The sequence below is a fragment of the Cupriavidus sp. H19C3 genome (assembly GCF_049393815.1).
Lineage (GTDB): Bacteria > Pseudomonadota > Gammaproteobacteria > Burkholderiales > Burkholderiaceae > Cupriavidus.
Genome location: NZ_CP184986.1, coordinates 2,443,508 through 2,469,520, shown reverse-complemented (window position 1 = coordinate 2,469,520; position 26,013 = coordinate 2,443,508). Strand labels below are relative to the sequence as shown.

The following is a 26,013-nucleotide window of genomic DNA, read 5'->3' as shown; positions in this document are numbered from 1 at the left end:
CTATACCGCAGCGTCCGCTAGCGAATCAGCTTGCCGGTCGACGACACGATCGACATTTCCACGAACGACGACCCCGTGTGGCGGGTCGGGCTGTAGCTGATCAGGATGCCGCCGAGGTCGAAGTCGCGCAGCGCTTCCAGCGCGGCCACCAGCTTCTCGCGCGTGGGTTCCGGTCCGGCCCGGCGCAGTCCTTCCACCAGCACCTTGGCCGACATGAAGCCCTCCATGCCAGCATTGGTGGGCTCCACGTTCTGCCGGCGCGCCAGGCTGCGGTATTCGCTGGCAAGCGTCATCTGGCTCGAGTTGGTACCCGGCACCACCTGGGTGATGATGAGGCCGCGGCCATCCTCGGCCAGTTCCTTGATAAACGAGTCCGCGGCGTTGTTCGAGAGCGTGACGAACTGCGCCTCGCTGCCGGCACGCTTCATCTCGCGGATGATGCGAGCGGCCTCGGAGCCCGAGCCGATCACCAGCACCGCCTGCGGATTGGCTTTGTGCACGCTCGCGACACCGGCCCCGATATCGCCCATCGGCCGCGCATACGATGCGGTGCCGGCCGGTTGCACGCCGCGCGCCTGCAGCGCGGTGGTAAAGCCTTCGTAGACGTCCTGGCCAAAGCCGTCGTTGGCATAGAAGATCGCGATGCGGTTCATGCCGGACGTGGCCAGGTGGTTGATCGCGCGTGCCACTTCATCCTGGTACTTGGCGCGCACGTTGAAGACGTAGCGGTTGACGGGACGATGCAGCGTGATGGCGCCGGTCAGCGGCGCCACCAGCGGAATCTTCTCGGCGGCGATGATGGGCAGGATGCTTTCGTTCTGCGGGGTGCCGCGCACCATGAACAGCGCGAACACCTTTTCGTCCTGGATCAGCTTGCGCACATTGTCGGGCGTGCGCCGCGCATCGAAGCCGTCGTCGTAGGTGACCAGCTCGATCTTGCGGCCCCCCACGCCGCCGGCGGCATTGACGGTGTTCAGGTAGACCTGGGCCCCGGCAATCTGCTCCTTGACCGAGCCCGCCACCGGCCCGGTCACGCCGGCCGACTGCCCGATGCGAAAGGCGGTGCGGCTGACGCCCGGGTCCGCGCTTGCGCCCTGCATGGCCACGATCTGCACGGCCAGCACCTGCACGGCCACGCCCAGCGCCGCGGCAAGCATGCCGTGCGCCCTTCTTCCTGCGCTCATTGTCGACCCCTCCAGCTGTGTCGCGTGGCAGGCGCGGCAGGCGCGACAGTGACTGCTTGCCTTGCGATTTGCCTTGCTGCCAGCGCGCGACGATTGGTTTATTGTTTTGCTGTGCATCCGCGTTCCGCACCGGCAAAGGCGCGCGCGAACGCCTGCAACTTACCGCAAGCAGGGGGAATGTTCAAACGCGGGAGGGGCGGGACTGTTGCTGCGGCAGCACACCGGTGTCAGGAAGCTCCGGTGATGACACCGGTGGTGCCGCAGCGTGGCGCACGACGGCACGTGCGCCGAGGCGCGCCGCGTGGGCGCGTCAATCTGACCTGGACCCCGGCCGGTGGACCGGGCAAGGCCGCCGGCGCGGTCTCAGGGAAAGGCCGGCACCGCCGGGTCGAGACCGGCGAAGCTGGCTTCCGGATGCGCCGTGCGCAGCAGGGCCTCGACTTCCTCGACGCGGCCACGCGGCACGTCGACCATCAGCAGGAACTGCCCTGCCTCGATGTCCTTCTCGAACGTACGCAAGCGGCTGTTGGGCGCGGAACTGCCGATCATGCTCGCGGCCCATGCGCCAAACACCGCGCCGAGCACCGCCAGCACGCCGACCAGGCCCCATTGCGGGGTATCGCTGACGATCGGGAACATCGCTACCACTACGCCGGCGACGATGCCGACGCCACCGCCGACCATCAGGCCCATCTCGGCGGCATGAACGATATCGGAGGTCTGGAACAGATTCGCTTCGTGCAGTCCGGTCATATCGGAGCCGTCGCGTGCCACGAAGTGGATGTGGCGGTTCTCGATACGCGCCAGCAGCAGGTCGTCCATCGTGCGGCGGGCGCTCGCCAGGTCGGGCAATAACCAGAAGATGCGTTTGCGCATGGCTGTTCTCCTCTGTCAGGCCGCCCCCTGCAGGCCGCCCCGTGCATGAGGGCGCTCCGTCGTGCGGGACGGTAGTTCTTTTTTACGCCGTTGGCCACGCAAGTGCAAGCCGTCAGATGCACGAGGGGCGATGGACGCCGTACCCGATGTTGCCAAGCGCGGCGAGCATCACCCCAAAGTCCCTGAGCGGTCAGAATGTGATCGGTAGACGCACCGTCACGGTCAGGTCGGGCGTGTCGCGCGTGAGACCGGCGCCGACCGAAAGGTTGAGCGTGTAGCGATCGTTGAAGCGATACGAATAGCCCACCAGCAACGTGCCCTGCGTGATGCGCACCGAGCCAGGAATGGTCTGCCCGTTCTGCTTGGTCGGCCAGATGATGCTCTGGTCGTAGCCGATACTGAACGACGCATGTTCGTTCAGCGACAGGCCCATGCCGAAGTTGAACTGGAAGATGTCGCCGGGCGCGATCTTGCCGAGCGATTCGGTCTCACCGTTCAGCACCGTGCGGCTCACGTTGTCGCGCGCAAAGTTATGCAGGTAGCTGAAGGTGCCGAAGAACACGGCCGGATCGGTCGGCAGCAGCCACGTGACGCCGGGCTGGATGGCCTGGAAGCCGGTGCCGGTCGGCATGCCGAGCGGCAGGCCGGTACCGGTGGTATTGCTCACGCAGCGCGTCACGCAATCGGTGACCACCTCGAACGGATCCTTGCCGGTGTTCGACTTGTAGCGCAGCCAGCCGATGAAGTACGGCATCTTCTCGTTGCCGTAGTTGAGCTGGTAACGCACGGTCGCCTCGACGTCGCCCAGGCCGCTGCCGCTCGAATTGAACACGTTGTCCACGGCGGTGCCGGTGAACACTTCGCGGCTGACGGTCTGGCTGCTCGTATGCACGTACGGGATCTTCGCTTCGAGCTCGAGCCGTTTGGTCAGGCCGTAGCGGAACGCCACCGCGGTGAGATAGCTCGAGGTCTTGACCTCGCGTACGTCGATCAGGCCGATCAGCACGGCGGGAATCACCGAGTAGCCGACCAGCGCGACGCGGTTGTTGGACGCATACCCGTACTGGAAGCTCGGCTCGACCACGATCTTGCCGGCCGGCGTGAGCACGCCGGGCTGGTCGAAGATCGGCGCGATCTCGGGGGGGCGGCCGTCGGATTCGGGCGGACGGCCGACCGGCTCCTCGACGGCCGGGCCCGCCAGCGACTCGCCGGCCTGCGCGCCCTGCGCGCTGCCCTGGTTGCCGGGCGGTACCGCTTGCGGCGGTGCGTCCTGCGCCTGCAGCCCCTGCTGCACGGTGTTGTTGATCTGCGTCGCGCTGCCCGACGGTGCCGCGTTGTTCTGGCCACCGCGCTTGCGCGCGAGGGAGTCGTTGGTCATCACGCCGCGCAGCTCGCGGATGGTGGCTTCCTGATCCGCGAGCGCGCGCTTCATCTGCTCGAGCTGCCTGGCTTGTTCCGCCAGTTCCTTCTGCAGTGTCTCGAGCCGCGCGGCGGCGGGTGGGCCCGAATCGGGCGCCGTCTGGGCATGACCCAGTCCGCCAAGCAACAGCATCGTCGAGCATCCGGCGTAGTGAACGTATCGGATGCCCTGTAGCGAACGCTTCTTCATGACGTCTTCCTCCCCCGGGACGGCGGGCTGGTTTGATACAGGAGCCCGCAACCTGCTGCTTCAGTGTTTCGTCGTACTACCTCATCCTCTGGATCACGCTGTTCAGGGCCGTGTTGGCCATTTGCGAACGGAACGCCTGCAAGGTGTTCACGGTCGCGCTGATCGTCATCAGGCTCTGGATGGTCTGGTTATTGAGCGTATTCTGGATGACGGTTCCCGGCATGTTCGGCATCGCACCAAGATTGGCGGTATTGCCCGGCCCGTTCTGCACGACACTGAGCAGGCCGTTGGTGCTGACCACGCCGGTGGCGGTGGCAACCGCGTTGGTCGGCAGCCCGGCCGCGCCCGTCGCCGACGATGAGGCACCGGTGGCGCTGCCGCTGCTGGCGGAACTGCTGCCGCCCGCGGCGCCGGTGGCCTGGGCCACGGCAGCGGCCGCATTGGCCTGGGCCGCCGCGCCTGCGGCACCGGCCTGCCCGCGCGCGTTGGCGGCTGCGGCATTGGCCTGCGCCACCGCGCTGTCGGCGGCGGCATTGGCCTGGGCCACGGCCGCGGCCACGCCGCCGAGCGCCTGCTGCAGCTGCGCGGCCTGCGCCGCGGTGATGCGGCTCACATCGGGTATCGAGATGCTCGTGGCCACCGCGAGCGCGCCGTTGACGTAGACCGCGCGGTCGATGCCGAAGCCGACCTGCAGGCCACCCACATCGAAGCCGCCGCGCGACTTGTCGAGCCTGGCCTGCGCCACGGGTTTCCATCCCGCCATGCCGCCGCGCGCGTGCGCCACCTGCGCGGGCGCGGGCTCGACCAGATCCATGGCGCGGCCGAGTTCGTCCTGCATGCCGTCGCGCGCACGGCGCGCGACGGGCGGCTCGGCGGCCGCGACGGCCGCGACGAGACCGATGGCTTCATGGCGCGCCGCGGGGGCGGCCGAGGGTGCCACCTTGGCGGCAACGGTCGGTGCGGGCGGTGGAGATGCCAGCGCCACGGGCGCGTCGAGCGCCACGGCCACCGGCATGGCGGCAAGGTCGACCGGCGAGGCCACCGCGGCGGGCGGTTCCACCATCGCCACCATTGCCTCGGTGGATACCACGGAAGTCGTGGCAACGGCAGATACGTCGGCTACCTCGGGCGGCCCTGCCGCCTCGATACTGGCGTGCGCGGTGCCGGCACAGGCGAGCCCCGCGCCCAGCAGCACTGCTGCCGTGGCCGGCGCCCCCGTGCGGCGGGGCACGTTTGAAGCGTTTGTCTGGACCATGATGACGTTCCTCAGAAATCGCTCGCGCCATGCTTGGGCATGACGGTGAAGAACAGACTGTCGCGGTTGACTCCCATCCAGTATGGTCCGGACGGCGCGACACGCCAGTCGGACGCAAGATTGAAGCGCGCGTTTTCCGTGCGGTTATGAATCACGAACAGCAGCTGGCTGTCCCAGATCCGCTCGAAATGCTCGCGTTCGAGCGCGCGCGTGCCACGTGCCGGATCCCCGATCAGCACACGATTACCCTTGACTCCCTTCACCACCACGAAATGGTGATAGCCGTTCTCGACGATCAGTACGATCGCCGGGATCTGTGTTTCCTCGAGCTTCGACAACGGCAGCTCGTATCCATCTGCCAGGAAGCCCCGCGACTCGAGAAAGCGTTTCATGTCGAGCAGCGAGAATCCCTCGGTGCGTATCTTGTTCTGGTCGCCGTTGACGTACATGTTGGCGAACACCACCTGCTCGCTGACCGGATAGCCGTACTGGTAAGTCAGCAGCGTGGCGACCGCGGCCGAGCCGCAGCTGAAGTCGAACTGCTGGCGAATGGTCGTGCGATAGCGTGCTTCGCGCAGGCTGGTGACGGGTACCTTGTAGTAGTAGTCCGCGCCGGGACCGGGCACCCGTGCCGTATCGGCGCGCGCGGCGGGCGCGGCCGCAAGGGAACCGACGATGGCCGCGACCGCGGCCGCGAACAACAGCGTGCCGCGTGCGTTCATTGTTTGAACTGGACGTTGAGAATCGTTGCGTTCTGGATCAGGACATTGGAGCCCGTGTTCTGTATCACGGTCGGCAAGCCCGCTGAGTTGGCGAACGAACCGTCGGCAATCGCATTGCTGCCGGAGCGCACATTGATCGCGGCGTTGTCTGCCACGGTGCCGTGCAGGGTCATGTCGTTGACCACCGTTTCAGCACCGCCACGCACACCGTCGAGCTTGTCGCTGGACACTGCTCGCGCCGTGGCGCCGAAAATGCCCGGCTTGGCGCTGACGCTGGCGCTGGCGCCGGCACTCGCATTGGCGCCGTCCGCGGCGCCGGCCGTGGCGAGCGCTACCGCGGTTGCCGCCACACCGCCGGCTGCGCTGTCTGCGTAACTGGCAACCGAACTGGCAACCGAACCCGCGGCGACAGGACCTGCCATGGCGCTGAAGCCTGGCCAACCCAGGATGGCCGTCGTCAATGCGACGACGACAGGGCGAACGGATCGCATGAGGCGTCTCCTTGTGCCCGCGCGCGCCATCCCCATCCGGACGGACGTGCACGAACGAACAGGCATTCCAGGGGCGAACCCGGATCTCCACGCGTGTGTGGAGATCCGGACCAGCGGACGCAAACCGCAACGGTGCCCGCAGGCACCGTCACGCATCAGCGGCCGACTGCCAGGTTCGCCTGGACGTTGACGCTCTGCTGCACCAGCGATGCCATGCCGCTGTTCTGGTTGGCGATCATGATGCCCGCCGCCGACTGGCCGACACTGGACATGGCGTTGGACATGTTGAAGCTGCCGGCATCGACGTAGTTGGTACCGCCGTTGCCGCCAGCGCCGCCGACCGCACCATTGCCCGCACCGCCCGTGCCACCGTTGCCCACGCCACCGGCACCGCCGGCGCCGCCAGCACCCGAGGTCGCACCGGCCGCGCCCACCGCACCGTTGCCGGCCGTGGCGCTGCCATTGGTGGCCAGCGAGGTGGCGCTGCCATTGGTTGCCGTGCCGCCGGCGCCGCCAGCACCTGCCGTGCTGGTCTGGGCGCCGCCCGCACCACCGGTGCCGGTCCCGGCGCCGCCCGTGGCTGCACCGGCCGTCGACGTGCCCGCGCCGCCGGCGCCGCCGGTGCTCGTGCTCGTGCCGGCAGTTGCCGTGGCCGTACCCGTACCGCCGGCGCCGCCAGCACCGCCAGTGCCGGTGGTGGTGCCGCCCGCTGCGGTCGTCGCACCGGTCGTGGCCGTGCCGCCCGCACCCGCGGTGGACGAGGCGGTGCCGCCAGCGCCATCGCCGCGTTCGTTGGCACGGCTGCCACCTGCGGCGCTCAGACCGCCGAGTGCCGCGCTGCCTGCGCCCGCGCTGCCGCCACGGCCCGCCGCCATGCCACCGCGGCCGCCATCGCCGCCGGCCGCGCCGCTGTAGGCCCCACCGGCGCTGCTCTTGGACCAGCCGCCATTGCCACCGGCGCCGAGGCTCGCGCTCAAGGCGCCGCCGCCGGTGCCGCGACCGTTGCCGCCATCACCGCCGTAACCGCTGGCGCGGCCGCCGTCGCCGCCGTTGCCGGCACGGGCGCTGCCATTGGTCACGTCGCCAGCGCTGGCGCTGCCGTTCGTGGCCGAGCCGCCGCTGCCGCCATTGCCGCCGTTGCCACCGTTGCCGCTGTTGCCACCGTTGCCGCCATCGCCACCGGTGCCGCCCATGCCGGTACCGCCCATGCCACGGCCGCCGCGGCCGCCCATGGCGCCATTGGCATTGCCGGAGTTGCTGGCATAGTTGCCGATGTGATTGACGTAGTTGCCGGTCACGGCGCCTTCCAGCTTCGAGAGGGCGATCGCCTTGCTCGTGTTGAAGGCGTTGCTGAAGTTGGCCGTGGCGGTGCCGCCGTTGGCGGCTGCGGCATTGCCGTAGCCGTCCACGTCCTGACGGGCACGGAGCGTGGTCTTCGTGCTGGTCTTGTTGACGGTCAGCGTGGTGTTCCTGCTGCTGGTGCTGGTACGCGTGCTGGTGTTGGTGCTGTTGTCCTGGTAGGCCTTGGAGTTTTCGTTTGCGTTCGCCCCATCGCCCTGTGTGGAAGTCGCCGTGGCGGTCTGCGTGTTATCGCCATCGCCCGAATCGTTGGTTGTTGTCGGGTTCGCGAATGCCTGGCCCCCGAAGAAGGCCAATGCGATCGCCGACGCCAGTAATGTCTTTTTCATACGAAGCTCCCAGGAAGTTTGTGCAGCGGCTCTACCTCCGGCGGACGCTCTCGAGAACGGCAGCTGGAGGTTCAGGTCCGGCGAGGTCGCCAAACCAGCCTCCCCTTGCGCATAATCAGTGCCAGCGCTCGCTCACGCGCTTGTAATGCCTTGAAATACAAGGGCAACCGAGCCGTCATACAGGAACTTTCCGCAGGCTTTCTCATCATCCGGGATGGCCGGTCCTGTGCACCGGACTAGACATGTCACACCGCTGTGACAGCGCTTTTCCCGGGTGACGGGAGCCGTTTCCAACGCCTGACTGAAACGCCAGACGTTTCAACGACTTAGCGCGGCGGCGCGGGTCCGCGGGTGGCCCGCGCAGCGGTTTCGGCAGTGAAACAGCGGCCTGCTCCGGGTTCTCCCCAGTGGCTTCGGCACAGCCCGGGCGCGACGCCTGCGAGGCAGGGGCACGCGCAGGCCTGCGGCAAGTGGCGCCGGCCCCGCGTCGATGCGACCGTGCAACAGAAACGGGGCGTCATGTATGCACTCGCCGACACGCCCTGGATTCATGCTAGGCTCTATGTCTGATTTAAAGTACATTAGTGGCGTTCGGACATGTCAGTGCTGATCGTCAAGGCAAACCATGAGTGAAGCCGTCGTTCCCCTGTATCACCAGATTTACGTGGTGCTCCGCCAGCAAATCGTCGAAGGCCGTTTTGGCCAGGGACCGCTGCCGGGCGAAATCGACCTGGCCAAGCAGTTCCATGCCTCGCGCGTGACGATGCGCCGCGTGTTCGATCGCCTGGTGCAGGAAGGTCTGGTGCGCCGGCACCGCGGCCTTGGCACCTTCGTCAATCCGCATCCGGTCAAGCCCGCCTTGTCGGAAGATCGCTCGAGCAGCCTGCTCGGCAATATCATCGACATGGGCGAGAAGACCGCCGTCAAGGTCGTCTCGATCGACGAGGTTCACGCCACGCCGGACGTGGCCGAGTCCCTGCAGCTGCAGGTGGGCGACCCGGTGGTGAAGGTCGTGCGCGTGCGGCACTACCGCAACCGTCCGCTCTCGCATATCACCGTCTACCTGCCGGCCGATCTGGGCCGTTCCCTCACGCGCAAGGATCTGGAGACCACGCCGATGTTGCGGCTGCTGGAAACCGCCGGCGTCGAACTCGGCCGCGCCACGCAGACGCTGACGGCGCGCCTGGCCGATGTGGTGGTGGCACCGTTGCTCGACGTCCCGGTGGGCGGCGCGCTGCTCGCGGTCCGCCGCGTAGTGCTCGACAAGCGCGAGCGCCCGGTGCAGTTGTTGCTCGGACAGTATCGTCCGGACCGCTACGAGTACCGCATGGAACTGTCGCCGATGGGCGGCGACAGCGCCAACGTCTGGGTCGAGAACGAAGCGCGTACCGGCCTGCGCGACTGACCGGGCGGACCCGCCGCCCGCGGCCGCGCTCTCCGGCAACGCCGATCCGGGCGATACTGCGCACTCGTCATCACCCTGTCGAGGAGACATCGTCATGCCAGTCGTTCGTCCGGGCCGCCTGTCCCGATCGTTGCGCCGCTTCCTGAGCCTCTCCCTGCTAACCCCGGTACTGTCCCTGTTGCCGCTCGCGCCGCTGGTCGCGCCGGCACATGCGGCCATTGCCGGCGGCAAGCCGATCCGCATCCTGGTAGGGGCGCCAGCCGGCGGCACCACCGATACGCTGGCGCGCACCATGGCGCAGGAAATGTCGCGCGAGCTCGACCAGCCCGTGGTGGTGGACAACCGTCCCGGCGCGGGCGGCAATATCGCCGCCGACATGGTCGCCAAGAGCCCGGCCGACGGCACCACGCTGCTGATGAGTTTTACCAGCCATACCATCAACGCCACGCTCTACAAGAAGCTGCCGTTCGATCCGGTCCAGGATTTCACGCCGATCACGCTGGTGGCCACCGTCCCCAGCGTCCTGGTGGCGCGCCCCGACCTGCCCGCCAACAATATTCCCGAGCTGATCCGGCTCGCGCGCGCGCAGCCGGGCAAGCTCAACTTCGGCATCGGCGCGATCGGCTCGTCGCTCCACATGGCCGGCGACATGTTCAAGATGATGACGGGCACCTATATCGTCAACATCCCCTACAAGGGCACCACGCCCGCGCTGACCGACCTGCTCGCGGGCCAGGTGGACCTGATGTTCGCGAGCACCATCAACGTGGCCGGGCACGTCAAGGCCGGCAAGCTCAAGGTGCTGGGGGTGACCAGTCCCGCACCGCTGCCGCAGTTCCCGGGCGCGCAGCCGATCGGCGCCACCGTCAAGGGTTTCGAGTCGAGTGCGTGGTTCGGCCTGTTCGGCCCGGCCAACCTGCCGCCGGAGGTGACCCAGGCCCTGTACGGGGCGGCGCGCCATGGACTCGAGTCGGCCGAGGTGCGCAAGCGCCTGGAGCATGACGGCGCGCAACCCCAGGCGCTGCCGCCTGACCAGTTCGCCGCGTTCGTGCGCAAGGACGTCAAGCGCTGGGCCGCGGTCGTCAAATATTCAGGAGCCCAATCGGAATGACCTCCGCCAGCGGCGGCCCCGCCGCCGCGTCTTCACGCCCCCCCGCCACGCTCGCCCAGAAACTGGTGGCGCGCGCGGCCGGGCTCGACCATGCGGTGCCGGGAACCGTGGTGATGTGCAAGGTCGACCTTGCGATGTCGCACGATTCGAGCGGGCCGCGCCGCGTGGCGCCGATGCTGCGCGAACTCGGCGCGCGCATCTGGGATCCGTCGAAGTACGTGGTGGTCACCGACCACTATGTGCCCGCGGCCGATCCCGAAGCGGAGCAGATCGTGCGTTTTACGCGCGACTGGGTGCGCGAGGCGGGCATTACCAACTTCATCGACGGCGAGGGCATCTGCCATGTGGTACTGCCCGAGCGCGGCCATGTGCTGCCTGGCCGCTTTATCGTCGGCGGCGACAGCCACAGCCCCACCGGTGGCGCGTTTGGCGCGTACATGTTCGGCATCGGCGCGACCGAGATGGCGGGCGTGCTGGCCACCGGCGAGATCTGGCTGCGCGTGCCGCAGACCATCCGGCTCGACTGGCACGGCGCGCTCGCCGCGGGCGTCTGCGCCAAGGACATGATGCTGTTCCTGTGCGCGACGCTGGGGCTGGCCGGCGGCCGCTACGAAGCGCTCGAGTACACGGGCGCGGCCGTCGCCGCGCTGCCGATGCAGGAGCGCATGACACTCGCCAACATGAGCACCGAGATCGGCGCGCAGACCGGCGTGATCGCGCCCGATGACACCACCCTCGCGTGGCTGGCCGCGAACGGCGTCGATGCCGCCACGCTGGCCGCGCTCGAACTCTCCCGCTGGCGCGGCGACGACGACGCGCCCGTGCTTGCGCATCATCGCTTCGACGCCGGCGCACTGGCACCGCAGGTCGCGGCACCGCACTCGCCGGCCAACAGCGCGCCGGTCACCGACAGCGCGGGCGAGTCGATCGACATTGCGTACCTGGGCGCATGCACCGGCGCCAAGCTCGAAGACCTGCGCATGGCCGCGCGCGTGCTGCGCGGGCGCAAGATCGCGCCCGGCATGTCGCTGCGCGTGGCGCCGGCGTCGGCGCGCGACCAGCAGCAGGCCGCGCGCGAAGGCACGCTGGCGACGCTGCTCGATGCCGGCGCCGAACTGCTGCCCAACGCGTGCAACGCGTGCGCCGGCTATGGCGCCACGCGCTTTCCGGCCGGCAGCCGCGCGATTGCTTCCACCGCCCGCAATTTCGCCGGCCGCATGGGCGACGCCGGCAGCGCGGTCTGGCTGGCGTCGCCGATGACGGTCGCCGCCACCGCCGTGACCGGCCGCATTACCGATCCTCGTGACCTGCTTGCCTGACCTGTTTTCCGCATGACCGCATCCCTTCCCTCCGGCCGCATCTGGCGCTTTGGCGACAACGTCGATACCGACGCGATGGCGCCCGGCACGCACATGAAAGGGGGCATCGACGAACTTTCGCGTCATTGCCTGGAAAACCTGCGTCCCGAGTTTCCGGGCTCGGTCCGGCGTGGCGATATCGTCGTGGGCGGTTCGAACTTCGGCATGGGATCGTCGCGCGAACAGGCGCCGCAGGCGCTGCGCCACCTCGGCGTGGCCGCCGTGATCGCCCCATCGTTCGCGGGGCTGTTCTATCGCAACGCCATCAACCTCGGGCTGCCCGTGCTGGTGTGCCCCGATACGGCGGCGCTGACCGATGGCGCCCTGGCCACGTTCGACCTCGACCGCGCCATCGTGCTGCTGGCCGACGGCACTATCGTGGCCTGCGAGCCCGTACCCGGCTTCCTGCGCGACATGCTCGTGGCGGGCGGCCTGGTGCCGCACCTCAAGGCACGCCAGGCCCCGCGCTGAGACGGCCGGACGCGCCATCGGCCGGCATGCCCGGCGGCGGATGGATGCGCGCGGCTTCACGCAGCAGTGCCAGCGCCTCGTCGTCGCTGGTCTGTGAGAAGTCGAGATAGTAGGCACCCACCGCACCGAAGTCCGGCGGCGTATTGAGGCAGACCACCTGGTCCGCCACCGCGCGCAGCGAGGCCAGCCCCTCGGTGCCGCCGACCGGCACCGCGGCCACGACCTCCGCCGCACCCGCCGCTCGCACGCTCTCCAGTGCCGCCCGCAAGGTGGCGCCGGTGGCGACGCCGTCGTCGACCACGAGCACGCGCCGGCCCGCCATCGCCGCGACCGGGCGACCCTGGCGATAACGCTGCTGGCGCCGGCAGATCTCGTCGAGCTGGCGGCCGCGCTCGGCATCGAAAGCGCCGCTCTCCTGGGCGCGGCGCGTCCATGCGGCGTCATTGACGACGGTATGCGGTCCGCGCCCATCGGCACTACCTTCCACCACCGCGCCGAGCGCGAGTTCGGGATAGCCGGGCGCGCCGATCTTGCGCACGAGCAGCACATCGAGCGTGGCATCGAGCGCACGGGCGACCTCGAACGCCACTGGCACGCCTCCGCGCGGCAGCGCCAGCACGAGCGGGGTATCGCCATCGTGACGGGCAAAACCAAGCTCGGCGAGCTTGCGGCCCAGGTAGACGCCCGCCTCGCGACGGTCGGCAAAGCAAGGTGGCAAGGTCATCTCGCACCCCCGGAAGATGAATCGGCCCCGCGCGAGGAAATGCCCGCGCGAGGCGGAGCCGGCACGCCGCATGTGGACAGAGTCCGACGCGGCAGTGCCACTGAGCCACTATAGACTCGCCGTGCGCTGGCGGTGGAACGGGCACGCGTTGTTGCGGCAATTGCCTATCACGCCGATAGACGGCGACGATTGATGGGCGATCTGAAACAGTGTTTTCAAGGCTTGGCCGATGATCCCCGCGGCTGCCTTCAGTAGGATGCAGTCATGGCGATACCCGCCAGAGTGTTGAAACCCGTAACCCACGGACCCAACAGGTCCCGCTACCGCAGAGAGTCATACCGTGAACGCGCAGCATGTTGTCCGCCCCCAGGAAGAGTCCGTCCAACACGACCTCGAACTCGATATCCCGTTCGGCTCGCTCGACGCGGCCGCCATGGCCGAATTGCCCTACACGTTCAACCAGTCGGGCACCTGCACGCGCTACTACAACGAATTCTTCGGTTGAGCGGCCTGGCGCCCGACGCGCCAGGCTCGCGCGCGCGCGGCCGCCGGGGCGCCATCCGCGTCCGGTGAAATTTCCAGGGCGGCCACCCATCGCAGGGATGGCCGCCCCGGTGCCCCTCAGTCCCTCTTGCAGGGCAAAAAAGTGGTCGGGCATCGCGTCGCGCGCTGGCCCGCGCCAGGCGCGGACCCGTCCGGAGCCTATGGCCCCTGGATGCGCTCGATGGGTGCCACATAATCGGCGCGGCCGGTATCGGCGCCAATGTGAGCGCGTGCAAACTGCGGCACGCTAAGCGGGCTCAATCCTTCGAGTGCCTGCAGGACCAGCACGATGAGCATGACCGGCATGACGTCCTCCCTCGGGAATACGGCGGTCACGATGGCGCAAGCTTCATGCCATCGCCGGAAATCACGCCCCCGCGGCGATGGTGCCGAGCCATGACGCACGATGGGGCGTGTCGGGAATGATGCCACCAATCGCGCGCACCGACGCGGGGACGCGCGTCTCTGCGTACCCGTTTCTGCGTGCCTGCGGTCCTGCCGGGCGTGTCCTGTCCCCGTTCGGATGCCTCGCCCGGCGTCCCGGTCGGGTCTTCACGCCAGCCTTGCGCCGCGCGAATCTCTCGCATGGATCTTTGCGCGAGTCATTTCCGATGTAACGCCAGATTATCGTGCCGCGGCCTGCCCGCACCGCTGCGGGCGGTCGCATCACATACCCGCCCTGCCTTGCCACACAAGGGCTGGCGGCTTCCGCGCCCGGCTCGGCGGGGTGCCTTGGGCGCGTGCGGGCCCTGAGATGCGGCCTTACAAGTGCAACCACGCGCGGCGGGGTGTGCTCGCTACATTGGAGCCGTGTTCAACGCGAACGGACCTGGAGTCAACATGAAACGCGCCCTTGCCCTGATCGTCCTGCTGACGACAACCTCGACCCTGCTCTCGGCCTGCATCGTGGTGCCGGCCGGTGGCGGGCACTACCACGGTCGCTACCACGACCGCTATCGCTATTGAGCCGGCACCGCCGCCGACAAACCGTCCGATCAAAGGAGATCCCGATCATGAAACGCCAGTTGATGCTTGCCGCCGCCGTTCTCGCCGCAGGTGGCGCCCTTGGCATGATGGCCCCGGCCGAAGCCTATGCCTACGGCCCGCCGGCCTACACCCATGCCCCGCCCGCCGCGCGCTACGAGCCGCGCCCCGTGGCGCGCCCGGGACAGGTCTGGGTGCCGGGCCACTATGTTGCCGCACGCGGTGGTTATGCATGGCGCGGCGGCTACTGGCAGGCTGCGCGCCCGGGTTATCGCTATGTGCCGGATCGCTGGGTGCATGGCCCGCATGGCTGGGTCATGCGGCGCGGACACTGGACGCGCTGACGGACGCGCCGAAGCGGAGGCGAACGTCTGCACCTCCCTCCGACGAGGGGTGGTTGCAGCCCCTGACCGATGCGTGCGGCGCTTGCCCGACCAAGGCGCGCCGCACTCATCCAGAGGCACGACGGAACGCATCGTCCTTTTGGATTAGGCCATGATATACCCCACTTTCCGATGGTATCCATCATGGCACCGCACGCATTTTTTTGATGGTTTCATGCGTGCGTCATGAATGTCGGTATTTTCTATTCACCCCCCCCCAACGGGTGAATTTTCGTTGATTATGGGGCCTTCAAAATCGGGAATGGTTGCACGACTGAAACTTATTACAAAGCCGCTGTTTCAAACATGAAACGCAGGGGCCCGCCTCGGCCGGATGCTGTGGGACAGACACTGGTATCCAAACGCACGAGAGTGGCGATGGATTATGAGTTTTAGTTCATTCAGACTCGGTTCATCCAAAAAACCGGCCGCTTGCATTCAGTCCCACCAGCCCATAAGATGAAATTCATCCGATTAAGGAGTGAGATTTTTTCGGGTTCGGGTTCGGGTCAAACTTCCGATCCCGGCGGACAAGTCCATCTACACAACGGGACATCGCCGGATATGGAAGCATGGGGTTAGCAGCTGTCTCAGCGGGTGCCCGACGGTATCCCGCCATGCCGCCACGATTTTCTCCCCATACGCAAAGCGCCCCGCTCTCCTGCCCGCCAACGGGGAGTCAATAAGAATGAATGCTTTGCTGATCGAGGAGCATCCGCTCCTCCGGCTCGGGCTGCTCCAGATGCTCGAGAACATCCAGGCATGGGGCCATGTACTGGCTCTGGCACCGGCCGACACGGACCGGCTGGAAGCCCAGCATCACAACGCCGAACTGATGGTGTTCGGCATGCCGGCAGACACGGCGGCGGGCTGGCAACAGCTCGAGCAGGCGCGCGAGCACCTGACACCGCAACGCATTCTCGTCCTGACCGATACCCTGCCGCTGCACCTGCCCAATGCCGAAGCTGCGCGCGGCATTTGCGGCTGCCTGCCGAAGTCGGCCTCGCTGGCCGTCATCGAGGCGGCCATCCGGCTGGCGATCTCGAGCGTGCAAGGGCTGGTGTTCTCCACCGAATCGGCCTCCACCACGGCACTCACCACGGCTCCCGCGGCATCGCGTTCCGCCTTGCCGGCCACGCCCTCGCTCGCTTCGGCCGCACCGCTGCCGCTCCCGGCCACGATGCAGCCCGACCCGCATGCGCTTGCCGCATGCGCCGGCACGCCCCGCCCCGCCCTGCGCGGTGCGGTCAGCCAGGCGATGCTGCCGTTGTCGGGCGCGGACGACGAGCCCAGCTACGACGAGGCCGAGATGCTCAAGATCACGCCGCGCCAGTACGAAGTGCTTGTGCTGCTGGCGCGCGGCTACCCGATCAAGACCGTCAGCCGCATGCTCAATATCTCGGTGGCGACCGTGAAGAGCCATGCCTGCACGCTGTACCAGCGCCTCAAGGTGCGTAACAAGGGCGAGGCGGTGTACGCTGCGCTGCAACGCGGCGCGACGCTCGACTGGGTGAACGGCGACGAACGCGCGGCGCGGACCACGCCCATGCGTGGCGAGCAGGTGCGGGGAGACACGCTGCGCGGCGACACACTGCGTGGCGACACACTCCGCGGCGACGCGTCGGCCACCTACGCGAGTTCGCAGGCTGGCTTGTGATTTGCCGCCGGGAGCACTGGCCAACGCCGGCCAGCGCTCCCGCGCTGGCCCTCGCGCGCGGAAACCGCATGGCGCGCCACGGTGTGACCCACCGAACAGAATCGCACCGCCGACCTCGCCCATAATGCGCCGACAACACCGGGGAGAACATCATGTCAGCGCTATTCCTGCCGACGTTTTCGCTCTGCATCTGCACGCGCAACCGTCCTGAAGACCTGCGCCGCGCGCTGGCGTCGGTGCGGGCCTCCACCATGCCCGTGCACCAGTTGATCGTCTCCGACGACAGCACCGATTACGCGACGCGCGACATGATGCGGGACGAATTTCCCGACGTGACATACCTGGAGGGCCCGCGCCGCGGACTCTGTGCCAACCGCAACCGCGCGCTGTCGGCCGCGACCGGCACCCATGTGCTGTTCATCGACGACGATGCCACGCTTGGCGAGACGTTCCTGCAGCAGATGGCCGAACGCATCGCCGACGACCACGTGCGCCATGCAAGCGCCGGCGTGGAACCCGGCCGCCTGATCCTGACCGGCGTGGAGGTCTGCAATGGCGAACGCGTGCGGCCGCACAAGGGCGCGTTCCTCGGCTTCCAGCAGCACAACTATGCGTGCGGCGAGCGCATGTACTCGATCGTGATCAACAGCACGGTCTTTCCGCGCGACCTGTTCGCACGGATCGCGTTCGACGAGCAGCTGGTCTACGGCTACGACGAGATCGACCTCGCCAGCCGCGCCGTATTCGGCCACGGCTTCCGCATCGAATGGCTGCCGAGCGCCGCCAACCAGCACTTCCCGTCGCCGGCCAATCGCGACTACTACCGGCCTTTCAAGGAAGCGTCGCGCCTGTACACCACCTTCAAGCGCTACTGGTGGAGCCAGCGCCAGCCCGCCAAGGCCGCGCTGTTCATGGCCGTGGCGGTACCGCACAACCTGCTGCACAACCTGCGCGCGCAGGGCTGGCGTGGCGCGGCGGCATCCTGGCGGACGACCCGACTCGCCTGCGGGTACATCCGCCAGCACGCGCGCGGTCAGGGCACGACCGGCACGGTCGGCATCCCCCCATCCGCGCTCGCCGCCGCGCGCGATGCGGTACCGGCGCCGGCGTCCGCACCGGTCACCGTAGCCGCGGTCGGCCCGGCGGCCGCGGCAGTGACCGCCGTGGCAGGGCTGGCGGAGGCGTCGGCCGACTGCGTGGCCGCGCCCGCCACCGGCATCGCGCCCGACGCCGCCGGCTTGCACGCGATGAAGTGAAACCACTTGATCTCGCGCGTATCGTCGTCCCGCCTGACCACCTGCCCGTGCGTATTGCCGAACACGACCTCGGGGGTGAGGCCCACGGCCGCGAGTTCGTCGAGCTGGTGCTCGAGCGTGGTAAAGGTGATCACGAGTCCGAAGTTATGCGCACCGCAGACGCGGATCGCATAGCCGTCGAACGCCTGATTGTGCCTGCCGTTGACGATGAAGTTCCAGCTCGCTGACGGCAGCGCCGCCGCCATCCTGAGCACGCGCCAGCCAAATCTCGCGGGGTTCCAGCTCCAGCGTGGCAGGTGCTTCCAGACGTTCTCGCGATAACCGGGACCGCGCATGTTATGCGTGGAAAACAGCAGCCGGCCGCCGGGGCGCAGCACGCGCGCGCATTCTGCGAGGATCACGCGCCGGCCCGGCGGATCCACCGCGTCGATGCCATTGAAGCTGAACACGACCAGGCCGAAGCTGTCGTTCCCGAATGCCGACATGTCGCGCGCGTCCATCTGCCGCACGCATACGCCGGGATGGCGCGCGCGACAGACGTCGAGCAGCTCGGGGGTGTAGTCCACGCCGGTGTAGTCGGTCGAGATCTCGGTCAGCATCGACACGGTGCGGCCGCCGCCGACACCGATATCGAGAATCGGCGTGCCGCGCGCCACCTCCCTCACCCACGCGAGCGCGGTAGCCTCACCAACGTCGGTCCAGCCGTCGAGTTCGCCGAACCACGTGGCCCATTTGCGCGCGGACCAGATCGAACGGTTGATCCGGTCCATCGTCATTGCCATAGCCATATTCATGACTCCTGAGTGCATGCGAAAGCGGGCGCCGTCCGACAGGTTCGGACGGCGCCACCCTGGGAAGCGATGACACTCAGAGGGCAGGAGAATCCCGGATCAGGCCGTTGCCGTGGGCGACTTCGGCAATAATGCGGTCCACCGCGGCCAGCGTGGCCTGCGGCGCAAAGCGCGCCAGCGCGGCGGCCCGGGCACGCGCGCCCAGCGCGCTGCGTTCGTCGTCGCTCAGGCTCGCGATGGCCTGGGCCATCGCGTCGGCGTTGTCCGGCGGCACCAGCACGCCGGTCAGGCCGTGGTCGAGGATCTCGGTCACGCCACCCGCGCCGGTGGCCACCACGGGGCGGCCCGCCAGCATGCCCTCGACCACCACGCGGCCGAATGGCTCCGGCTTGACCGAGGCATGCACCACCACGTCGACGCAATGCATGAGCTCGGCAATGTCCGAGCGGAAGCCGAGGAAGTGCACGCGGTCCTGCAGGTCGGGCGCCGCCACGCGCTCGCGCAGCGTGTCCTCGTAGGCCTGCTCGCCGAACAGCGCGGCGCCCACCAGCACGACGGTTACGCCGGCCATCCGCGACACGGCTTCCAGCAGCACATGCTGGCCCTTCCACGGCGCCAGGCGGCCGAACAGGCCGACCACGAGGCCGTCCTGCGGCAGACCGTTGGCCTCGCGCAAGCGCTGACGGTCGAGCATGCGCGCCGCATCGAACGGCGCCGGATCGATGCCGTTGTGCACCACATCCACCGGCACGCGGGAACGCGGACCCACGAGCGCCCGGAAGGCATCGGCACTGGCCTGGGAGTTGGCGATCACGCGATCGAGTCCGCGCGACAGCCAGCGCACGGCGAGCAGCTGGCTGCGCCCGAACTGGCGCGCGTCGACGATATCGCGCAGATGCCAGATCACGGGCCGCCGATGCAGGAAGCGGCCCAGCACGCTGACGGCCATCGCCTTCTGCGTATTGGCATAGACGATATTGGCGCGTGCCGCACGCCGCGCCACCCGCCACACCAGCGATGGCAACGCGGCCAGACCGCGCCACGTGCCGGCCCCGAGACCGCGCTGGCGCAGCGTGCCGACCGCGCCGCCCTCCTCGACGCTGACCTCGACACCCTGTGCGGCCAGCCGCGCGCGGAACGGCCCGTCGGACAGCAGCAACACCTCGCTGTCCGCACGCCGATGGCGCGCGATATCGAGCAGGCTCAACTGGGCACCGCCCAGATCGCCGCTCTGGTCGACGAACAGCACATGCGGCGCGCCCGTACGCGCGGATGGCCGCATGGCGGCGCCGTCGATGCTTTCACGGCCGATGTCCTGGCGTCCCTGGTGGCCCTGTGCCAGGGTGCCGAGCGGATCCTGTTCAGCCATGGCGCACCAGTCCCTTGTCCGTGCCAACCTCGCCCGCCGCGCTCGCCTCGCCCTCCGCATCCATCGCGCCCAGGCCGGCCAGCACTTCGTCGTAGACGGCGTCGTAGTCGCGCTGCATGCGCTCCACACGCAGCCACTCGGTGCCCGCGCGCGCGCGCGTGCGCCATACCGCCAGCGTGACGGGATCGCGCAGCAGCGTGCCGAGCGCTTCCGCCAGCAGCGCGGGCCGACGAGCCGGCACCAGCATGCCGGCTGCACCGTACTCCAGCGCCTCCGGCACGCCGCCGACCGAGGTCGCCACGATCGCGCAGCCCACCTCGCGCGCTTCCGCCATGACCAGCGGAAACGATTCGCTATGGGAGGCCAGCACGAAGACGTCCGCTGCGCGCATCCAGGGGCGCGGATCGGAAACAAAGCCGACCAGGCGCACCGCCTCGGCCACGCCACGCTCGCGCGCCAGGCGCTCGCAGGCGCCGCGGTCCGGACCGTCGCCGACGAGGTAGAGACGCGCGGCCGGATAGCGGGCATGCACCATGGCAAAGGCTTCGATCAGGTCGAGCACGCCCTTGCGCGCATACAGCCCGGACACCGTGACGATGGCGGGGCCGTCCAGCCGCAGCGGGCTCTCGGCCTGCCGCAGCAGGCGCGCGGCGCCGATGGTGGCATTGCGCACCACGCGAATGCGCGCCGCCGGAATGCCGCGCTCGGCCATGCGCGCACCCACCGCGCCGCTTACCGCGACCACGCGGTCGCCGAGCCGCATCAGGTTGGAGCTGCGCTGGAATTCGTTATGCACCGTCGTCACCAGGCCATACCCGCGCGCGCCCAGGCACCTCGCGCTCCAGGCCACCAGCGCCCCCGACACCATGTGCGCATGCACGATCTGGGGTGCCACCGCGTCGACCACGCGACGCAGGCCGCGCACCCCTGCCGGCAGGGCCAGCGCGCGCCGCTGCGGCAGTACCATGTGGCGCACGCCGTGCGCCTGCAGCAGGGGCGCAAAGCCGCAGGTCTCGGTGGCCAGCGTTACCTCATGGCCGGCCTGCGCCTGCGCCACCGCGAGATCGACCATGACGTTGACGATGCCGTTGCCGACGTCGCGCGCATGATTGGCCAGATGCAGAATCCTCATGTTTCGCCCTCGCGGTTGGCCGGCGCGGGATGTCGCGCCAGCCGCTGCCAGATGGACCCGGCGACGTCGCGGAACGTCGCCGAGCTGTAGTACGACCAGGCCATGTTGACGAGCGCGAGCACCGTTCCCGCGGCGAGCGCCGGCAGCCATGCCTCGATGCTGGCCGCCACCGCCACGCCGACGATCACAAAGCCCAGGTGCGGCGCCATCTCGCGCAGCGTCGGCCATACGCGCAGGCCGCACAGCCACAGCAGGGCCGCATACTCCACCACCCCGCGCAGCAGCACGGCGAACGCCGCTCCGACGATGCCGAACGCGTGCACCGCGCCCCACAGCGTCAGCGCGAATGCCGGCAACAGCACCATCGACACGTGCGCCACGCCCGCTTCCTTGCCCTGGGCCAGCATGAGGTTGCGGCATACCGCCGTCTGTCCGGCAAGCCACACACCGACAATCATGATGCGGCCGATCTCGCCCGAGGTCTGCGACAGCTCCTGGCCCACCCACAGATGCAGAAACGGCTCCAGGGCGAACAATGCGCCCACCGTTACCGGCGTGAGGAGGGTCTGCAGGAACGCGAGCGCATGCCGCGCGGTTCTGATTGCCTGCGCGCGCGATGCCGCCGCCAGGCGCGGAAACAGCGTGCGCGAGAGCGCGCCCGAGAGCAGGTTGAGGCGCGACACCAGGTTCTGCGGCACCGCGTAGTACGTGACGAAGCGCGGCGGCTGCAGCGCGCCCACGATCACCCGATCGAGCGATTCGCCGATCATGCTGGCCGCCACCGTGAGCTGCAGCCAGCGGCCATAGCCGAACAGCGCGCGCACGCAGCCCGGTTCGGCGCCGGCCAGCGCGCGCAGGTCGAGCACGCGCAGCGCAGCCACACCCAGCAGCAGCGCGGCCACCGCGCGCGCCGCCACGGCGGCGATCAGCGCCACCCGCAGCGTGGGCGCCAGCACCATCGCGGCGACGATCGGCAACACCTGGAACAGCACCGTACCCAGCGTCTGGTTGACGTTGAATACCGAGAAGCGTTCGGCCGCGCTGATCGCGCCGGCAAACACCAGCGCCACGTTGCCGATGGGAATCGATACCGCGATCCAGGGCAATGCCTGCCGCACCTCGGCGAGCAGTTGCGGCGGCGCATGCATGGACCAGCCGAAATAGGCATCGGCCACGCCATACAGGATGGCGCCGCCGATGCAGCCCGTGGCAAGGCTGGTCCAGCATGCGCTCCAGAACGTGCGCGCGATGTCCGCACGGTCGCCGGTGGCAAGCGCGCGCGCGATACGCTTTTCGCTGGCCAGCGCGATGCCGAAGTCCGCCAGCGCAAAGTAGCCGACCAGTACCCACACCAGCGTCATCACGCCAAAGCGGTCCACGCCCAGGACCTTGATGTAGAGCGGCACGGTCACCAGCGAGACCAGCGTCGGCAACGCCAGTCCGGTGAGGTTGATCAGCAGGTTGCGCCGCAGCGTCACGTCCATCATCGGCGCGCTCCGGAGGCGATGGCGGCGGTCGGGGCGGTGGTCGGGGCGGTGGTGGAGGCCGCGGTGGCGTCTCGCGCCGCCGCCGCCGCGGTGCCCGTTGGCCGCCAGCGGTACATCATGTTCTTGCCGCGCGCGTCCTCTTCCACCAACACGATGTATTCGCCATCGGGGCGCCGGAACGCCGTGATCCCCATCGGCACGTCGACCCAGCCACTGTCGCGCCCGACTTCCGGCCCTGGCGTCATGACACCGATCTGCGCGCCGCTGCGATTGTCCAGCACGCGCACATGCCCCTTCTCCGCTTCCACCAGGAACAGGTAGTCGCCCGCCACGGCAATGCCTTCGATGCCCTGCTTCGGGCGCGCACCCGGCAGCGTCTCGAGTTCCAGCACATAGCGCGGCTTGCGCGCGCCGGTACTCCAGCCATCGAAGCGTGCCACCACGCGGCCAATCGAGTCCCATTGGGTCTCGTCGTAGGGACGCCGGGCGGTGGCGCCGGTCAGGTACATGGTGTCGGTCTCCGGGTAATACTGCAGTCGCTGCAGGCGCGTGAAGGGGGCGGGCATGCGGTCGAAATCGACCGCGCGAAAGCTGTAGTCGGGATTGCCGCGCGGATTGAGCCCGCGCAGGCGAAAGCGGCGGATGCCGTCGTCGTAGGCGGCGGCCCACACGTCGCCCGCGCTATCCACCCACCATGCCTGCATGGCCGGCGCGTTGCGCCCGCCATTGCGCTCGAATTCGTTGGCCTGGAAGCGCGCGTCGCCGTTGTCGTCATGCCAGATCCACTCACCGGCCGGCGGCTGGAACGGTGGCCAGCGTCCCTCGATGTGCCGCGTCGAGATAAAGCCCGCCGGCACCGCCAGTTCCGATCGTTCCGGATCGAAGCGATAGATCTTGAGGAATTTGGCGTGCCGGTCGGTGAAGAACCCGAACAGCTTGCCGCGGATGCGGCGCATCAGCGGAAAGCCGCGCCCCTCCGCGCCTTCGGCAAATGCCGCATCCTCGGGATAGCGGAACGGGTCCATGGTGATGCCGGCATAGGTCCATTCGCTGCCCGGCACGGTGCGGCTGTAGTCGATGCGAAAGCGGCGGCCGCCGGTATAGGCCCATTGCGGATCGGCCGGATCGACGTGCGCGGTGTCGAGAAACAGCAGCCCCTCCTGCTTCCAGCGGCGCTCGCCGCCAGGCCCGTAGCTCTCCAGCACCGCGCCGAAATGGAAGGGCCGCTCGCCCACCGGACGCGGGCCCATGCCGCTGGTGGCGACGTAGATGCCGCCAGTGGCGTCGATGGCGACCGAGGTCAGGCCGTGGAAGCGCTGCGGACCGGTGCTGCCGGGGCGCGCGCGGCCATCGGGGCCGGTACCGAATGCTCCGCCACGCTGGCCCAGCTCGCCGGCCGCGCGCACACCACGTGCATCGACGGTGAACCACAGCAACTGCTGGCGCGGGCCGTTGTCGGCCACCAGCAGGCGACCGTCGGGCGCGAGGGCCAGATCCACCGGCACCACGCCGGCCGGCAGCGGCACCTGCGCATTGCGCTGGCCGTCGCCGCCCAGCCGCACGATCTTGCGGCCCTGCGTGCCTTGCGTATGCAGGATGACCCAGACATTGCCGGCGCCATCGGCCACCATCTTGCCGGGCTGTTCCTCGGGCCACGCCGCCAACGGCTGCATGGTGCGCGTGTCGAAGCGCTCGATGATGTTGCGCAGGGGCGTGGCCACATAGAGCACGCGCGCGCCCACCGCCAGCCCGCGCACGGCGGCATCCTGGCCGCGGCCGACCGTGCTCACGCGCAGAAAGCTGTTGTGAATCGCACCCGGATTGACCTCGTCGGCATTGCCCACGCCGCCCTCGAACGGCGCGCCGCGCTGCGGCCGCGCCAGATCGCGGCGTGTCACGCCGAACCAGACCTCGCCCTTGGCCGGATAGCCGGGACGATTGGCAAAGCGGTCGCGTTCGTTCTCGATGCGGGCGGCGGCAAACAGGTAGCCGTCGCCCACGGCGATGGCATCGCCACCGAAGTTGCCCCAGCCATGTGTGCTCTCGCCCACGCCATCGACCTTGCCACCACGCACGATGGTGATCTCGCCGCCGGCTTCGTCCCATTCCGTATTGGTGAACACGGTGCCATCCGGGGCCACCGCAATGGCCTCGATGGCATTGGGTACCCAGCGCCCGTTGCCGAAGCCGAGCGTATTGCCGATCCACGAAGTGGTGTAGCGGAGCTCCGCATGGGCGGACCCCGCCAGCATGGCCAGCGCCACCGCCCACCCTCGCAAGGGTCCCATGCGCCCGGCGCGGCCGTCAGCCATCGTGCCACCCCGCCAGGCCGTCGAGCGGCGTCGTGCCGCCAGGCACGCTATCGTCGCCGCCCTCGGCCGGGCGCAGACCGGTAGCGGCCCGCGCCCGCGCCACGAAGCCGATCAGGGCCTCACGGAAATTTTCGATCGAGAACTGCTCCGCATTGAGGCGGCAGTACTCGGGGCGGAACGCGCTGGCATTGGCCTCGAAGCGGCCGATCGCGGCAACGATCGACGCCACGTCCTGCGTGTCGAAGAAGAGACCCGTCGGCATCGCACTGCGCTCGTCGCGCACCGTTTCCAGCGCACCGCCGCGCCCATAGGCGATCACCGGGGTGCCGCAGGCCTGGGCTTCCACCACCGAGATGCCGAAGTCCTCTTCCGCGGCAAACACGAACGCACGAGCGCGCTGCATGTATTCGCGCATTTCGGCAAACGGCCGATGGCCGAGCACCTGGACGTTGGGGCCGGCCACCTCGCGCACGCGCGCCATCTCGGGGCCATCTCCGACGATCACGAGCCGACGATCGGGCATGGCCGCAAACGCCTGCGCGATCAGCGGCACGCGCTTGTACGGCACCATGCGCGAGACCGTCAGGTAAAAGTCCTCGCGCGCATCGGCCCCGACCGCCGGCGTGAACGCGTCGACGTCGACCGGGGGATGAATCACGCTGGCATGGCGGCCATAGGTCTTGCGGATGCGTCGCGCCACGAACGCCGAGTTGGCGATGTAATGGTCGACGCCATCGCGCGTCCGCGCATCCCAGTTGCGGATGTAGTGCAGCAGCATGCGCGCCAGTACCGAGCGTACGCCGTACTGCAGATTGCTTTCGCGCAGGTACTGGTGCTGCAGGTCCCACGCGTAGCGGATCGGGGTGTGCACATAGCTGATATGCAACTGGTCCGCGCCGGTCAGCACACCCTTGGCCACCGCATGCGAGCTCGAGATGACCAGGTCGTAGCCGGACACATCGAGCTGCTCGATCGCGAGCGGCATCAGCGGCAGGTAGCTGCGATAGCGCGTGCGTGCCATCGGCAGGCGCTGGATGAACGAAGTGGTAACCGGGCGCCCGCGCAGAAACGCGCGCTCCTCGGCAAAATCGACCAGACTGAAGACATCGGCGTCCGGGAAGCAATGCAGGATCTGCTCCAGCACGCGCTCGGCCCCGGCGTAGGTCACCAGCCAGTCATGTACCACGGCGACTTTCATGGCGCGC

Annotated in this window: 22 protein-coding genes and 2 pseudogenes; 9 read left to right on the top strand and 15 right to left on the bottom strand. The window is 68.6% G+C overall.

Features of this window, described 5'->3' with window-relative positions; translation table 11 throughout:
- Positions 1-17: 17 nt before the first annotated feature.
- The 7 genes from DFLDMN_RS30520 to DFLDMN_RS30490 all read right to left on the bottom strand — a co-directional run bounded on the left by DFLDMN_RS30520 (position 18) and on the right by DFLDMN_RS30490 (position 7,825).
- On the bottom strand, positions 18-1,184 hold the full coding sequence (locus tag DFLDMN_RS30520; RefSeq protein ID WP_423199474.1) for an ABC transporter substrate-binding protein: 1,167 nt from the start codon (positions 1,182-1,184) through the stop codon (positions 18-20).
- A 363-nt stretch (positions 1,185-1,547) separates the two neighbouring features.
- A complete protein-coding gene (locus tag DFLDMN_RS30515; RefSeq protein ID WP_423199473.1) occupies positions 1,548-2,060 on the bottom strand; it encodes a DUF1269 domain-containing protein in 513 nt (170 codons plus the stop codon).
- Between the two features lie 190 nt (positions 2,061-2,250).
- Positions 2,251-3,669 carry an acetate kinase gene (locus DFLDMN_RS30510; protein ID WP_423199472.1) on the bottom strand — a complete coding sequence of 473 codons (1,419 nt, stop codon included), beginning with the start codon at positions 3,667-3,669 and terminating at the stop codon, positions 2,251-2,253.
- 76 nt (positions 3,670-3,745) lie between these two features.
- Positions 3,746-4,924: a hypothetical protein gene (locus tag DFLDMN_RS30505; RefSeq protein WP_423199471.1), complete on the bottom strand. Its 1,179-nt coding sequence runs from the start codon at positions 4,922-4,924 to the stop codon at positions 3,746-3,748.
- A gap of 11 nt (positions 4,925-4,935) precedes the next feature.
- Complete coding sequence (locus tag DFLDMN_RS30500; protein ID WP_423199470.1) at positions 4,936-5,646, bottom strand: C39 family peptidase; 711 nt, start codon at positions 5,644-5,646, stop codon at positions 4,936-4,938.
- Complete coding sequence (locus DFLDMN_RS30495; protein WP_423199469.1) at positions 5,643-6,137, bottom strand: hypothetical protein; 495 nt, start codon at positions 6,135-6,137, stop codon at positions 5,643-5,645. The genes DFLDMN_RS30500 and DFLDMN_RS30495 overlap by 4 nt, the downstream gene beginning before the upstream one ends.
- 155 nt (positions 6,138-6,292) lie before the next feature.
- The gene (locus DFLDMN_RS30490) at positions 6,293-7,825 is read right to left on the bottom strand and encodes a hypothetical protein (protein WP_423199468.1); all 1,533 of its coding nucleotides are present in this window, start codon (positions 7,823-7,825) and stop codon (positions 6,293-6,295) included.
- Between the two features lie 625 nt (positions 7,826-8,450).
- On the opposite strand from DFLDMN_RS30490, the gene DFLDMN_RS30485 reads away from it, so the two are divergent.
- From DFLDMN_RS30485 to DFLDMN_RS30470, 4 genes are all read left to right on the top strand, one after another.
- Positions 8,451-9,230, top strand: a complete 780-nt coding sequence (locus tag DFLDMN_RS30485) for a GntR family transcriptional regulator (RefSeq protein ID WP_423199467.1) — start codon at positions 8,451-8,453, stop codon at positions 9,228-9,230.
- A 94-nt stretch (positions 9,231-9,324) separates the two neighbouring features.
- On the top strand, positions 9,325-10,341 hold the full coding sequence (locus DFLDMN_RS30480) for a tripartite tricarboxylate transporter substrate binding protein (RefSeq protein ID WP_423199466.1): 1,017 nt from the start codon (positions 9,325-9,327) through the stop codon (positions 10,339-10,341).
- Positions 10,338-11,660: a 3-isopropylmalate dehydratase large subunit gene (locus tag DFLDMN_RS30475; RefSeq protein WP_423199465.1), complete on the top strand. Its 1,323-nt coding sequence runs from the start codon at positions 10,338-10,340 to the stop codon at positions 11,658-11,660. The genes DFLDMN_RS30480 and DFLDMN_RS30475 overlap by 4 nt, the downstream gene beginning before the upstream one ends.
- A gap of 12 nt (positions 11,661-11,672) precedes the next feature.
- Positions 11,673-12,170, top strand: a complete 498-nt coding sequence (locus tag DFLDMN_RS30470) for a 3-isopropylmalate dehydratase (protein WP_423199464.1) — start codon at positions 11,673-11,675, stop codon at positions 12,168-12,170.
- Here DFLDMN_RS30470 and DFLDMN_RS30465 read toward each other — a convergent pair.
- Positions 12,145-12,894, bottom strand: coding sequence for a phosphoribosyltransferase (locus DFLDMN_RS30465; RefSeq protein WP_423199463.1), 750 nt, complete (start codon positions 12,892-12,894; stop codon positions 12,145-12,147). The genes DFLDMN_RS30470 and DFLDMN_RS30465 overlap by 26 nt on opposite strands.
- A 340-nt stretch (positions 12,895-13,234) precedes the next feature.
- On the opposite strand from DFLDMN_RS30465, the gene DFLDMN_RS30460 reads away from it, so the two are divergent.
- Positions 13,235-13,399, top strand: a complete 165-nt coding sequence (locus DFLDMN_RS30460; RefSeq protein ID WP_423199462.1) for a hypothetical protein — start codon at positions 13,235-13,237, stop codon at positions 13,397-13,399.
- A 197-nt stretch (positions 13,400-13,596) separates the two neighbouring features.
- On the opposite strand, the gene DFLDMN_RS30455 is transcribed toward DFLDMN_RS30460, so the two are convergent.
- Entirely contained in the window at positions 13,597-13,743 is a 147-nt protein-coding gene (locus tag DFLDMN_RS30455) for a hypothetical protein (protein WP_423199461.1), read from the bottom strand.
- 534 nt (positions 13,744-14,277) lie between these two features.
- Between DFLDMN_RS30455 and DFLDMN_RS30450 the strand changes: the two genes are divergently transcribed.
- The 4 genes from DFLDMN_RS30450 (at position 14,278) to DFLDMN_RS30435 (ending at position 17,717) form a co-directional block, all read left to right on the top strand.
- Positions 14,278-14,403, top strand: coding sequence for a hypothetical protein (locus tag DFLDMN_RS30450; protein ID WP_423199460.1), 126 nt, complete (start codon positions 14,278-14,280; stop codon positions 14,401-14,403).
- A 47-nt stretch (positions 14,404-14,450) separates the two neighbouring features.
- On the top strand, positions 14,451-14,765 hold the full coding sequence (locus tag DFLDMN_RS30445) for a hypothetical protein (RefSeq protein WP_423199459.1): 315 nt from the start codon (positions 14,451-14,453) through the stop codon (positions 14,763-14,765).
- A 727-nt stretch (positions 14,766-15,492) separates the two neighbouring features.
- Entirely contained in the window at positions 15,493-16,461 is a 969-nt protein-coding gene (locus tag DFLDMN_RS30440; RefSeq protein WP_423199458.1) for a response regulator transcription factor, read from the top strand.
- Positions 16,462-16,613: 152 nt separating this feature from the next.
- Positions 16,614-17,717, top strand: a complete 1,104-nt coding sequence (locus tag DFLDMN_RS30435) for a glycosyltransferase family 2 protein (RefSeq protein ID WP_423199457.1) — start codon at positions 16,614-16,616, stop codon at positions 17,715-17,717.
- Here the strand turns inward: DFLDMN_RS30435 and DFLDMN_RS30430 are convergent.
- The 6 genes and pseudogenes from DFLDMN_RS30430 to DFLDMN_RS30405 all read right to left on the bottom strand — a co-directional run.
- Positions 17,696-18,505: pseudogene (locus DFLDMN_RS30430) on the bottom strand (class I SAM-dependent methyltransferase); the annotation flags it as partial. The gene DFLDMN_RS30435 and the pseudogene DFLDMN_RS30430 overlap by 22 nt on opposite strands.
- 79 nt (positions 18,506-18,584) lie before the next feature.
- On the bottom strand, positions 18,585-19,877 hold the full coding sequence (locus DFLDMN_RS30425) for a glycosyltransferase family 4 protein (protein WP_423199456.1): 1,293 nt from the start codon (positions 19,875-19,877) through the stop codon (positions 18,585-18,587).
- Complete coding sequence (locus DFLDMN_RS30420) at positions 19,870-21,009, bottom strand: glycosyltransferase (protein WP_423199455.1); 1,140 nt, start codon at positions 21,007-21,009, stop codon at positions 19,870-19,872. The genes DFLDMN_RS30425 and DFLDMN_RS30420 overlap by 8 nt, the downstream gene beginning before the upstream one ends.
- Positions 21,006-22,496, bottom strand: a complete 1,491-nt coding sequence (locus tag DFLDMN_RS30415) for an oligosaccharide flippase family protein (protein ID WP_423199454.1) — start codon at positions 22,494-22,496, stop codon at positions 21,006-21,008. The genes DFLDMN_RS30420 and DFLDMN_RS30415 overlap by 4 nt, the downstream gene beginning before the upstream one ends.
- Positions 22,493-24,808: a hypothetical protein gene (locus DFLDMN_RS30410; protein WP_423199453.1), complete on the bottom strand. Its 2,316-nt coding sequence runs from the start codon at positions 24,806-24,808 to the stop codon at positions 22,493-22,495. The genes DFLDMN_RS30415 and DFLDMN_RS30410 overlap by 4 nt, the downstream gene beginning before the upstream one ends.
- A gap of 64 nt (positions 24,809-24,872) precedes the next feature.
- Positions 24,873-26,006, bottom strand: a pseudogene (locus tag DFLDMN_RS30405) (glycosyltransferase family 4 protein); the annotation flags it as partial.
- Positions 26,007-26,013 lie beyond the last annotated feature (7 nt).